The following is an 11081-nucleotide window of genomic DNA, read 5'->3' on the forward strand; positions in this document are numbered from 1 at the left end:
GTGCCGTTGGGAGGACCATTCGGCGGCAGTGACTTTGTGGGGGCTCAGAACGGGAGAACCCGATGAGCACTGACGCCCGAGTTCGCCATATGTCTATGATAGGTGTGTTTCTGTTGGGTCTCTCACCGGCTGCGCTCAAGGCCGGTGGAGATGGAGGGGTCATTCCTCCGACGCAATATGCCAGCTTGCCTTCCGACGATCAGCTTAAGGATCCCGAAATCACCGGAAGCCTGCCGAGCGCCAAAACTCTCTCCGGCTTCGCCTCGTTGGTGTCGGAAGGAACGATCACCTTACGCGCGAGCGCTCCGACCAATTGCACCCCCGGGAATCTGCGCGACGTCGTGGCATCGGTCGCAGAAAAATTCGGACCCGTCAGTGTCGAGTCCACCCACCGGACCAGGGGACGCAACTGGCGTGCCGGCGGCGCTCGCTACTCCCTGCACCTCTCCTGCCGCGCCATCGACTTTCGCGTGCGCGCCCGCGCGCGGGGCGTCATGGCCTATTTGCGGGCGCATCCCCAGGTCGGCGGTCTCAAGATCTATCGAAACGGCATCATCCATATCGACAATGGCGAGCGCCGCTCCTGGTGACGATCCACACCATCCCCGGTACAACATCAGGATGTTCGATAATTTCACGCATCGCCAAATCGAAACCTCCGGCGCCGTCATCAACCTCCACCATGGCGGAAGCGGACCGCCCGTCCTTCTGCTGCACGGGCATCCGCAGACCCATGTGATGTGGCACAAGGTGGCACCGAAGCTCGCCGAAACCTACACGGTGGTCTGCGCAGACCTGCGCGGCTACGGCGACAGTTCCAAGCCTCCAACGACAGAAGATCATGAACCCTATTCCAAGCGGGCAATGGCACGCGATCAGGTCGAGGCGATGCAGGCTCTCGGCTTCGAGCGCTTCGCCGTCGTCGGCCATGACCGTGGCGGGCGCTGCGCCTATCGCATGGCGCTCGATCACCCGGAGCGGATCGTCTCGCTCTCAGTTCTCGACATCATTCCCACCGCAGAACATTTCCAGCGCACGGACATGGCCTTCGCCATGGGCTACTGGCACTGGTTCTTCCTCGCCCAACCGTATCCCATCCCCGAGCGTCTGATCGCGTCGGATCCGGACGTGTTTTATCTGCGTCGAGGCCGCTCGCTCTTCGATGAAGCGGCGCTTGCCGAATACCGCCGCTGTTACACCGATCCTGAGACGGTCCACGCGATGTGCGAGGATTACCGCGCCGGCGCCACCATCGATATGCGCCTTGATGAAGATGACCAGAAGGCCGGCCGCCGCATTGCATGCCCCGTGCAGGCGCTCTGGGGCCAGAAGAACGGCCTCGACCGCTGGTACGACGTGCCGGCCGTGTGGCGCGACTGGGCCGACCATGTGGAAGGCCACAGCATCGACTGTGGACATTACCTTGCCGAGGAAGCGCCGGAGGAAACGCTGGCGGCTTTGGAGCCTTTCCTCAGGAAGGTTCATTTTGGAACGGGGCGCGAGTGAGCTTGAAAGTTAGCAATAGCAAGCTCAGGAAGCAGAACGTCTAACCTCAGTCCTCCGCAACCCGACCAGCTCTCATTCTTCGGGATAGACAGCAGTCTCTTAAGGGCAGTTGTCCGCTGAAAAATCTTAAACCTAAAATTGTATTTGGCGGCATATACCGCTTTAGGTTGAGGAAACGCCCATGTACAGGTTTCTTATGGGAGCCAGTCTGTTCCTTGCTTCCAGCTTTTCACCCCAGGCGCAGGAATTGCTTCTAGACAGGGGGACTTCGGTGGTCGTCAGGAGAGATCTCTCCGCATATGCGAATACATTGACACCCGAGGTCCCTAGGACGGTGGCCGACGCCATCAAAGCAGCACCGAATATCAGGGAGGTGATCCCGATCACGGGAAACGAGTCATTTGGGCAACAAATCATAAAAGCCGACGAGATCGTTTTTGATACAGGATCTCGACTGGTGTTCACGAACCTTAGATCCCCCTGGGTAGCAATCGTTGCAAGACGAATTAAATTCCGAGACCCGCTCAATTATTCTTTCATCGAACGAGATATGAATGTTCGCAGCGGGGCTGCTGGCCGTACCGGCAATACAGGGCAACGAGGCGCGGATGACTTCGGCGAAACCAACCGCAGAGGGAACGACGGGCATCCGGGCGGCACAGGCGGGAATGGCGGAGTGGGCGAACGCCTGCAACTGCCAACCATCTACATCATCGCAGAACGGCTACTAGACGATAAGAACCAGGAGATCCCGGCAGGCCTTCTTAATCTTGCTGTCCTTGCACGCGGTATCGATGGAGGTACGGGGGGCTCCGGTGGCCGCGGTGGCGATGGCGGTCACGCCGGGAATGGTAAGGAAGGTGCCACCAGCCTCGTCGATTGCAAAGAAGGACCTGGTCCCGGCGGCAATGGCGGTATAGCCGGTATGGGAGGGCGCGGTGGCGATGGTGGTCCGGGAGGTGACGGAGGGGAGATCATCTTTGTGTCGCTCCCACGAGGGGCAGATACCTTCAGCTACTCTCGTGTCAACAACCAAGGTGGTCTGGGAGGAATCAGCGGCAGGGGCGGCGCACCTGGAACACCGGGGAATGGCGGTGCTGGCGCAGGTCGGAATGGCTGGCGCGGTCCCTCAGGTCCTGGATCTCCAGGTGGTTTTCCCTCACCCGTAAATCTCGGCGATGGAACAGCCGGTGCGAACGGCGCCAAGGGTGGGATGCATGTGATCGCTCTCAAGGATCTGAGCCCGTTCTTTTGAAACGAGCCAACTTAGAATCAAAACTTTCTGCGACTGGCGTTGGCTCATCTTATCAAAGTGACTCTAGCAGGACCTACGACTGTCATGGAGCGGGGGCCTTTCGCTCCATGACGCTGTCAATTTCTCCAATAGCCTACACAGAATTGCCAAGTAAATACATCCACACTTCCTGACCGATGCTTCCAAAGGCATTCATAAAAACGACTTGGAACTCACCTGCTTTTTAGTGCGCGAGCTCGGCTTTCATTCAAGGAGCTGATGGCGATCCTTGATCCTGAGACCTTACCGTGCTGCAAATGGCGCGATGGTGATGCCGTTCTCCTCCAGCTTCGCACGAACCGTGCGGGCCATGGCGACGGCGCTCGGTTCGTCGCCGTGCACGCAGATCGTGTCGAACTCGACGGGAATGCGCTTACCTGAGGTCGTCGTCACTGCCCTGTCCTGCACGGCGCGCAGCACGCGCTCGGCGGCAGCATCGGCATCGTGCAAGACGGAGCCCGGCTTCTTGCGGCTCGTCAGCGTACCGTCATCCTCATAGGTGCGATCAGCAAAAAACTCGCGCGCCACCTTCACGCCAATTTGCTCGGACGCTTTTTCCATCAATAGGCCGGGCATGCAGACATTGATGAGGCTTGCATCGACGCTCTTGATGGCACGTGCGATGGCTAGCGCGAGATCCATGTCCTCGTTCGCCATGTTGTTGAGCGAACCATGCGCCTTCACGTAGGTGACCTTATGCCCGGCAAGAGACGCTACGGCCTGCATCGCGCCGATCTGGTAGGCGACCATGCGCTCGATTTCCGCCGGAGAGTCGCCGCGGATCACGCGGCGGCCGAAGCCGTGCAGATCGTTGAAGCCCGGGTGCGCGCCAATGGCGACGCCTTTGCGCTTCGCGATCTCCGCCGTGCGAAACATGATGGACGGGTCGCCCGCGTGATAGCCGCAGGCGATGTTGGCGGAGGAGACGATGTCGAGCATCGCCTCGTCGTCTCCCATCGGCCAGGGACCGAAGCCTTCACCCATATCGCAATTGAGATCGATCATCATGGTCGTCATACCAGAACAGGTTGGGCCGTTTGCTGCCCCACATGGAATATGCGCTTGTAGCGTTCGATTTCCACCTTCGGCCCCATAGCCTTCGTCGGATTGTCGGAAAGTTTCACCGTCGGTCGCCCATCGGCCGAGATGACCTTGCAGACAATCGAGATCGGGTCGAGCGCTCCATCCGGAGCAAGGCCACGGAAGTCGTTCGTGAGCAACGTTCCCCAGCCATAGCCGATGCGCATGCGGCCGCGGAAATGCTGGTGGATGCGCTCGATCACATCCACGTCGAGACCGTCGGAGAAGATCGCCAGCTTCTCCTTCGGATTCTGCCCGCGCCGATGCCACCACTCGATGGCTTCCTCGCCACCTTCGATCGGATCCTTCGAATCCACCCGGATACCAGTCCACGACGCCACCCAATCAGGCGCGTTCTGCAGGAAGTTCGTGGTGCCGTAGGTATCGGGCAGAATGATCCGCAGATTGCCCTCGTAATCCTGCTGCCAGTCGGCCAGCACATGATATGGCGCCTTGGCCAGCTCCTCGTCGCTGTCGGTCAGCGCCGCATAGACCATGGGCAGTTCATGGGCATTCGTACCCACGGCCTCAACCTCACGGCGCATCGCGATGAGACAGTTGGATGTGCCGAGGAAGGATGAGCCTAAGCCCTCGATCATCGCCTGCACGCACCAGTCCTGCCAGAGAAAGCCATGACGCCGCCGCGTGCCGAAATCGGAGATGGACAGGTCGGGCAGCTGCTTGAGCCGCTGGATCTTCTCCCAGACCCGTGTCATAGCGCGGGCATAGAGCACCTGAAGCTCGAACTTCGCCATCCCCTTGAGCACGCCGCGCGAACGTAACTCGTTGAGAATCGCGAGCGCCGGGATCTCCCACATGGTGGTTTCGATCCAGGGACCGTGGAAGGTCAGCACATACTGGCCCCCCTCTTTCTCGAGCAGATATTCCGGGAAGCGGAAGGTCTCGAGCCAGTCCATGAATTCCGGCGAGAACATCTGCCGCTTACCGTAGAAGGTATTGCCGCGCAGCCAGGTGGACTCGCCCCGCGTCAGCGACAGGCTGCGCACATGGTCAAGCTGCTCACGCAATTCGCCGGCATCGATGATGTCCGCCAAGCGGATGCGGGTGGTGCGGTTGTGAATGCCGAATGTGACCTGCACGTCCCGGTGGCGGCGAAAGATCGTCTGCGCCATCAGAAGCTTGTAGAAATCCGTATCCAGAACGGACCGGACGATCGGATCGATCTTCCAGGTATGGTTGTAGACCCGGGTTGCGATGTCCGCCATCGCCTGCTCCTTGCCACTCAAAGGAGGCGAGACAATAGCGAAGGGGCGTCCGGGATGAAAGAGTGCCGGCTACAAGACTTTCATAGGCCTTTCAGGGCGGCAGGACATCAACCTGGATCGAGGCATAGTAAGCCGACACATCGGCGATATCCTCGTCGGACAGCTCCTTCGCAACTATGTTCATAGCATCGTTCTTGCGCTCGCCCGAACGGTAAGCCTGTAAGCTCCTGGTGAGGTAACTTTCGATCTGCCCAGCCAGATTGGGCGATTCCGGATTCTTCGAAAGACCATCGAGCCCGTGACAGGCCTGACACGTGGTGATCTTCTGGCGCCCTGCCCTGGCATCTCCGGCATAGGTTGGATCGGAAGCAAAGCCGCCCAGGACCAGCCCCGTCAGGGCGAGGATATGGATCATCTTCATAATTGACTTTCCAGAGAGGACGGGCGCGCCTTGCGGCACGCCCGTCGGACGGTGCTTACCGGCCTTCGTAGGAGATGCGATAGATCGCACCCGCCGTATCGTCGGCGACGAGCAGCGACCCGTCAGGCAGCATGGCGACATCGACCGGGCGTCCGAGATATTCCCCGTTTTCCGTGAGCCATCCTTCCGCGAAGACCTGCGTCTTGTCCGCCGTGCCGTCCGGCTTGACTGGGGTGAACATGACCCGCGCACCGACCGGCTTGGTGCGGTTCCAGGAGCCGTGCTGCGCCGAGAAGATGCCGCCCTGATAGGTCTGTGGAAACATCTTGCCGGTGTAGAACATCATGCCGAGATCGGCCGCATGTGGATCCATTTCAGCCTGAGGTCCGACGACGCCCGCCGGAACCGGATCGTCCTTGTACTCGACAGTGCGGACGGTGCCGCCGCCGTAATAGGGAAAGCCGAAATTCTGTCCCATATTGGCGACGCGGTTGATCTCCCCCGGAGGCTGATCATCGCCCATGCCATCGACCTGGTTGTCGGTGAACCACAGCGACTTGTCGGCCGGGTTGAAATCCATGCCGACGGAGTTGCGAATGCCGGTCGCATAGACCTCGCGATTCTTGCCGTCCTGATCCATGCGGACGATGCCGGCAATGCCGGTCCGCTTGTAGAGATCCAGCTTGTCTTTCGGCGGCACGTTGAAGGGTTGGCCAAGCGCGATGTAGAGCTTGTTGTCGGCTCCGATCCGACACACGCGGGCCGTGTGGTTGTAACTCTCCTCCGTCGGCGGAATGAGATCGCCCTGCTTGGCTACGACGAAAGCCGCGACATCCGGCCCTTCATAGAAGAACTCGGCGGCCGGGAACTGCAGCACCCGGTTCTGCTCCGCCACGTAGAGAACGCCGTCACGCGAGAAGCAGACGCCATTCGGGATCTTGAACGAAACCGATGGTGCGAACTGCTTGACCTCATCGGCGATCCGATCCTTGTCACGGTCCGTGACGGCATAGACATTGCTCTTGCGGGTACCGACAAAGACCACACCGGCATTAGGACCGACGGCCATGTGGCGAGCATCAGGCACGATCGCATAGAGATCGATCTTGAATCCGGCCGGAAGCTGAATCTTCTCGAGGTTCTTCCGGATGGCATCGGCACGGCGCCCTTCCTGTGCGATGGGCCGCGGCTCGGCGGTTCCGGTGCTTTGGAATGATGAGAGCTTTTCCAGATTGCCGGTTGGCGTCTGGGTTGCAGGCTGAGCGAAACTCGAGGACGCAAGAGCAACAATCGAAACTGCGGCAAGCAGGACGGACTTCATTGTTTCCTCCCTAAGACTGCCCCCGATAGATTGTTCTTATGAATGCCGAACGGTTTTTCCCGGACTATTTTTATCTCTCGAACATACTCAAGCTTGTGACGTAAAGGTAGATGAAATTGAGCCAAAGAAAAGGGGCCGCGTACGGCCCCGAAATATTTCGCGTTGCAGCGAAAATTCAGCTTAGATCGACCTTCGCCTGATCGCCGGGATCGGGCTGGTGGCCGGTGATGGCGGCCTTCGCGTAGCCGTAGAGATGCACCAGCGTCGAGGACGGGCTGTCCCAGTACTCACCCTTGGCCGGATGAACGCGGATCAGGGCGATTTGCGGATCGTTCACACCTTTCGGGAACCACGCACGCAGGGGCTCAGACCACTTCTCCTCAATCGTTGCTTTGTCGCGCACGATCTCGGCCCTGCCGGTCACCGACACATAGGTCTGGCTGCTCGGATCCGAATAGGCCAGGTTGACCTCATTGTCGCGGGAGAGTTCGGCCGTTTTGGGTGACTGGATCTGGGTGAAGAACCAGAGGTCCCCATGCTCATCCGCCTCGTGGTTGTGCATGGGCCTGCTGTGAAGAGTCCCGTCCGTATCGACGGTGGTCATCATGGCGATCTTCACGTCCTTGATCAGCTCATAGAGTTTCCCGGCATTCGGATCGTTATGGCCGTGTTGATGCATCCTTGTCTCCTCATTCATTTTGCTAGGCTCTCGGGAATGATCTGCGAAGGCAGTAGCTCGGCCGATCAAACCGGCACCCGAGGGATCGGGTGAACAACGGACAGGGTGCAGTTTTGTTCGGGATATTGCTTCCGACTCGCCGGAACGTCTTAACGTGCAGGCACTTGCCCTATACATGAGAGGCGGAAACCTCGGAGCCATCAGGAGACTACATCGTGGCAATTACCCGTGAGCACGTGCTGCAGGCTCTGTCCACCGTTCCGGTTGATGCAAGCGGAACCAACCTCGTCGCCTCCGGGCGCCTGTCGGACGTAGTGGTGGACAATGCCGGCCGGGTCATGTTCTCGATCACCATTGAACCATCCGAAGCCGCAAGCATGGAACAGGTGCGCCAGGCCGCCGTCGCGGCAGTACAGGGCCTGCCGGCAGTGAAGGGCGTCTTTGCCAGCCTCACCGCCGACCGGCCTGCCGGCTCCGGGGCATCCGCCCCCTCCCCGGCCGCGCCTCAGCGGGCCCGGGCAGCGGCCCAGCCCAAGAACCAGCGCATTCCCGGCGTGCAGCATGTCATCGCTGTCGCATCCGGAAAAGGCGGCGTCGGCAAGTCGACCACCGCCGCCAACCTGGCCCTCGGGCTGAAGGTATTGGGACTGAAGGTCGGCCTGCTCGATGCGGACATCTACGGCCCGTCCATGCCGAAGCTTCTCGGCATTCACGGCAAGCCGCGCGTGCTCGAGAACCGCGTTCTGGAGCCCATGGAATCCTACGGCATCAAGGTCATGTCCATCGGCTTCCTTGTGGAAGAGGAAGCCGCGATGATCTGGCGCGGACCGATGGTGATGTCGGCGATCACTCAGATGCTGCGCGAGGTGGCCTGGGGCGATCTCGACGTGCTCGTGGTCGACATGCCGCCCGGCACGGGCGATGCGCAACTCACTATGGCGCAGGCCACACCGCTCGCCGGCGCCGTAATCGTGTCGACGCCGCAGGATCTCGCTCTCATCGATGCGCGACGCGGCGTCTCCATGTTCAAGCGGGTGGAGATTCCGATCCTCGGCATCGTCGAGAACATGGCGACGTTCATCTGCCCGCATTGCGGCCAGAGCTCCCACATCTTCGGACATGGCGGCGCGCGTGAGGAGGCCAGGCGCCTGGAGGTCCCCTTCCTCGGTGAAGTCCCGCTCAACATGACGATCCGCGAATTGTCGGATGCCGGTCGGCCGGTCGTGGTCGCTGATCCGGAAGGGCCGCATGCCAGGATCTATAAGGATATGGCGCAGCAGGTGTGGACATCGCTTTCAGGTGGTGCGGCTGCAAAGCCGGCGCCGCGCATCGTGATCGAGTGAGCAGGCTCGGCATGATGATGCCCCCTACCCTCGGCGTCATTCTCGCGGGCGGTCTTTCGCGGCGCATGGGCGGAGGCGATAAGCCTCTGCTCGTCCTTGAGGGGCTCACGCTTCTCGAGCACGTGGCGCAGCGTCTCGCTCCGCAATGCGACAGCATCATCGTCAACGCGAACAGCGATCTCTTCCGCTTCGAGAATATGCGCTTCCCCGTCGTGCCGGATTCGATGGCTGGTTATCCGGGACCGTTGGCCGGTATCCTGACAGCTCTCGAATGGAGCGCCGCACATCGCCCCGATATCGAATGGGTCGTTAGCATTCCGGGAGATACACCTTTCATTCCGCATGACTTGGTGCAGCGGTTGCATGATACGCGCCATGAAACCGGACGGTCACTCGCCTGTGCGGCATCGGGCTCGCAGGTTCATTTCGCTGTCGGCCTCTGGCCTGTGTCTCTGCGGCACGATCTACGTCAGGCGCTCCTGGACGACGGCATCCGCAGTGTGAGGGAGTGGACGAGACTCCATGGATATGCCGAAGCCTCCTGGCCCATCGAGCCGGTCGATCCTTTCTTCAACATCAACACGCCGGACGATCTAGCCACGGCGAATGTTTTGGCGCAGCGGGAACGAATGCGATGACAGAACTCGATCTATCCGGCCTGAAGTGCCCGCTGCCGGTTTTGCGCACGCGAAAAGCCCTGCTCTCTATGTCTCCCGGCGCAAGACTGCGTGTCATCTGCACGGATCCGCTGGCGGGCATCGACGTTCCCAATCTGATCCGCGAAACAGGCGATGTTCTCGAAGAGCAAAAACAGGAAGCTTCAAGAATAAGCTTCCTGATCCGCAAGGCGGACAATCCCATGTGAAAAGGCCCGGCTCACGCCGGGCCCCTTTTTCGTGCGCCACAATCAAGGATTTTTGCGGAGCGAATCCTTGATTCCGCCGATGGTGTTCTGGACCTTGCCCTCGGTCTTCTCCATCTTGCCTTCGGCTTCCATCTTCGAGCCGCCCAGGGCCTTGCCAAGGCCTTCCTTGAGGCGGCCCTTCATGTTCTTCATGCTGCCTTCGGCACGGTCATGATCCATGATGTTTCTCCTGAAGTCGATATCCAGATAGGGCAACGCTTTCCCGCGCAGTCGATTTTAAATAAATTGCAACCACAACGACAACTATAGTTGGAACCGAAGAGACCTGACTATTCAATGAAAGAAATTTAGATCGATAGTATCCAATTTGCTTATTTATTACATCAGTTTTCGTTTAGAGTATTTATTTCCGCGATAATTACATCGGAATATTTCCATTTCCCAACCCAACAACATTCTTCTGCGTAAGGCTATGTTTCTATCCATCCACTAAGGAAGGGGATGGACAACGGCTTCGGGTGCACTAATTCGGATCAATCCAGACTTTAAACGTTATAAAGTTATATAGGTATCGCGTCCGTGCCCGCAGCCACTCGACGTCCTCCCCGGCCATCATTGAGGCCTCCCCACCGTGCGACCCGTCGTACAACGGGGAGGAACTCGGCTCACCCATTGGATCGCGTCGCCCTCCTGGCGCATCAACTGAGAACGCCTCTCTCCACAATCAATGCCTTGGCCCAAGGCTTGATCAGGCGAGCCGATCGACTGGGCACCAACGATATTCGGGCGAAAGCCGAGAAGATCTGGCGGGCCAGTCTGCGCCTCGACGAGCTGATCGAAACGATCCTGTCCTATACAAGGGCCACGGCCGGCGGAATCGTACTCAACCCAAGCGAGTTCAACCCGGATGAACTCGTCCGCCGGGTCTGCAGGGAACAAGGCGGGCAGGAACCCAACCGCCCCTTCCAGATCCAGATTCGCGGATTGCCGGAGATCGTCATCGGCGACCCGATCCTGCTGGAGCAGGCTCTCGTCATTATTCTCTCGAATGCCATGAAATATTCCCGGACGGACCAGCCGATCGATGTCACCACCCGCAAGAGATCCGGCATGATCCGGATCGTCGTCAGGGATCAGGGCATCGGTATCCCGGAACGAGACCTGCCTTTCATCATGCAACCCTTCTTCCGCGGCCAGAATGCGAAAAAGCTGCCCGGCACCGGCTTAATGATCTTCACGGAGGTGGTGTAACATAGGGTGATGTCGATCCTCATGAGGAGGCGCGCGATGGATGACGACGTTTGGCGGCCGACGCATCTAACATCCGAGCAGATGGAGGAGCGGCG

Annotated in this window: 13 protein-coding genes; 7 read left to right on the plus strand and 6 right to left on the minus strand. The window is 59.5% G+C overall.

The genetic code is table 11. From position 1 onward, the window contains the following. Positions 1–62 precede the first annotated feature (62 nt). The 3 genes from ACS5Q1_RS22750 (at position 63) to ACS5Q1_RS22760 (ending at position 2761) form a co-directional block, all read left to right on the plus strand. Positions 63–590, plus strand: a complete 528-nt coding sequence (locus ACS5Q1_RS22750) for a YcbK family protein (protein ID WP_473100309.1) — start codon at positions 63–65, stop codon at positions 588–590. Positions 591–621: 31 nt separating this feature from the next. After that, positions 622–1506, plus strand: coding sequence for an alpha/beta fold hydrolase (locus ACS5Q1_RS22755; RefSeq protein ID WP_473100310.1), 885 nt, complete (start codon positions 622–624; stop codon positions 1504–1506). Between the two features lie 181 nt (positions 1507–1687). Continuing rightward, positions 1688–2761 (plus strand): hypothetical protein, encoded by a 1074-nt coding sequence (locus tag ACS5Q1_RS22760; protein ID WP_473100311.1) that lies wholly within the window; start codon positions 1688–1690, stop codon positions 2759–2761. Positions 2762–3043: 282 nt separating this feature from the next. On the opposite strand, the gene ACS5Q1_RS22765 is transcribed toward ACS5Q1_RS22760, so the two are convergent. The 5 genes from ACS5Q1_RS22765 to ACS5Q1_RS22785 all read right to left on the minus strand — a co-directional run bounded on the left by ACS5Q1_RS22765 (position 3044) and on the right by ACS5Q1_RS22785 (position 7527). Next, positions 3044–3808 carry a LamB/YcsF family protein gene (locus tag ACS5Q1_RS22765; protein WP_473100312.1) on the minus strand — a complete coding sequence of 255 codons (765 nt, stop codon included), beginning with the start codon at positions 3806–3808 and terminating at the stop codon, positions 3044–3046. A gap of 5 nt (positions 3809–3813) precedes the next feature. Beyond that, a complete protein-coding gene (gene pncB, locus ACS5Q1_RS22770) occupies positions 3814–5106 on the minus strand; it encodes a nicotinate phosphoribosyltransferase (protein WP_203442858.1) in 1293 nt (430 codons plus the stop codon). Between the two features lie 91 nt (positions 5107–5197). Then, positions 5198–5527 carry a c-type cytochrome gene (locus ACS5Q1_RS22775; RefSeq protein WP_203442857.1) on the minus strand — a complete coding sequence of 110 codons (330 nt, stop codon included), beginning with the start codon at positions 5525–5527 and terminating at the stop codon, positions 5198–5200. A 55-nt stretch (positions 5528–5582) separates the two neighbouring features. Beyond that, positions 5583–6848: a PQQ-dependent sugar dehydrogenase gene (locus ACS5Q1_RS22780; protein ID WP_473100313.1), complete on the minus strand. Its 1266-nt coding sequence runs from the start codon at positions 6846–6848 to the stop codon at positions 5583–5585. A gap of 175 nt (positions 6849–7023) precedes the next feature. Then, complete coding sequence (locus ACS5Q1_RS22785; RefSeq protein ID WP_473100314.1) at positions 7024–7527, minus strand: pyridoxamine 5'-phosphate oxidase family protein; 504 nt, start codon at positions 7525–7527, stop codon at positions 7024–7026. A gap of 215 nt (positions 7528–7742) precedes the next feature. Between ACS5Q1_RS22785 and ACS5Q1_RS22790 the strand changes: the two genes are divergently transcribed. The 3 genes from ACS5Q1_RS22790 to ACS5Q1_RS22800 are packed head-to-tail and all read left to right on the plus strand — an operon-like array spanning position 7743 to position 9735. Then, the gene (locus ACS5Q1_RS22790; protein ID WP_473100315.1) at positions 7743–8870 is read left to right on the plus strand and encodes an Mrp/NBP35 family ATP-binding protein; all 1128 of its coding nucleotides are present in this window, start codon (positions 7743–7745) and stop codon (positions 8868–8870) included. 11 nt (positions 8871–8881) lie between these two features. Then, the gene (mobA, locus tag ACS5Q1_RS22795; RefSeq protein ID WP_473100316.1) at positions 8882–9508 is read left to right on the plus strand and encodes a molybdenum cofactor guanylyltransferase MobA; all 627 of its coding nucleotides are present in this window, start codon (positions 8882–8884) and stop codon (positions 9506–9508) included. Beyond that, positions 9505–9735 carry a sulfurtransferase TusA family protein gene (locus ACS5Q1_RS22800; protein WP_473100317.1) on the plus strand — a complete coding sequence of 77 codons (231 nt, stop codon included), beginning with the start codon at positions 9505–9507 and terminating at the stop codon, positions 9733–9735. Before mobA ends, ACS5Q1_RS22800 begins: the two co-directional genes overlap by 4 nt. Positions 9736–9777: 42 nt before the next feature. Here the strand turns inward: ACS5Q1_RS22800 and ACS5Q1_RS22805 are convergent, their stop codons facing one another. After that, positions 9778–9954 (minus strand): CsbD family protein, encoded by a 177-nt coding sequence (locus tag ACS5Q1_RS22805; RefSeq protein ID WP_473100318.1) that lies wholly within the window; start codon positions 9952–9954, stop codon positions 9778–9780. 453 nt (positions 9955–10407) lie between these two features. Here ACS5Q1_RS22805 and ACS5Q1_RS22810 point away from each other — a divergent pair, with 453 nt between their 5' ends. Next, positions 10408–10986, plus strand: a complete 579-nt coding sequence (locus ACS5Q1_RS22810; RefSeq protein WP_473100319.1) for a sensor histidine kinase — start codon at positions 10408–10410, stop codon at positions 10984–10986. The last annotated feature ends 95 nt before the right edge of the window (positions 10987–11081 follow it).

Source organism: Microvirga sp. GN3 (genome assembly GCF_055792825.1).

Excerpts from the sequence above, each read along its gene's own strand:
- ACS5Q1_RS22750 (WP_473100309.1), top strand. The coding sequence starts at position 63 with ATGAGCACTGACGCCCGAGTTCGCCATATGTCTATGATAGGTGTGTTT.
- ACS5Q1_RS22755 (WP_473100310.1), top strand. The coding sequence starts at position 622 with ATGTTCGATAATTTCACGCATCGCCAAATCGAAACCTCCGGCGCCGTC.
- ACS5Q1_RS22760 (WP_473100311.1), top strand. The coding sequence starts at position 1,688 with ATGTACAGGTTTCTTATGGGAGCCAGTCTGTTCCTTGCTTCCAGCTTT.
- ACS5Q1_RS22765 (WP_473100312.1), bottom strand. The coding sequence starts at position 3,808 with ATGATGATCGATCTCAATTGCGATATGGGTGAAGGCTTCGGTCCCTGG.
- pncB (WP_203442858.1), bottom strand. The coding sequence starts at position 5,106 with ATGGCGGACATCGCAACCCGGGTCTACAACCATACCTGGAAGATCGAT.
- ACS5Q1_RS22775 (WP_203442857.1), bottom strand. The coding sequence starts at position 5,527 with ATGAAGATGATCCATATCCTCGCCCTGACGGGGCTGGTCCTGGGCGGC.
- ACS5Q1_RS22780 (WP_473100313.1), bottom strand. The coding sequence starts at position 6,848 with ATGAAGTCCGTCCTGCTTGCCGCAGTTTCGATTGTTGCTCTTGCGTCC.
- ACS5Q1_RS22785 (WP_473100314.1), bottom strand. The coding sequence starts at position 7,527 with ATGCATCAACACGGCCATAACGATCCGAATGCCGGGAAACTCTATGAG.
- mobA (WP_473100316.1), top strand. The coding sequence starts at position 8,882 with ATGATGATGCCCCCTACCCTCGGCGTCATTCTCGCGGGCGGTCTTTCG.
- ACS5Q1_RS22800 (WP_473100317.1), top strand. The coding sequence starts at position 9,505 with ATGACAGAACTCGATCTATCCGGCCTGAAGTGCCCGCTGCCGGTTTTG.
- ACS5Q1_RS22805 (WP_473100318.1), bottom strand. The coding sequence starts at position 9,954 with ATGGATCATGACCGTGCCGAAGGCAGCATGAAGAACATGAAGGGCCGC.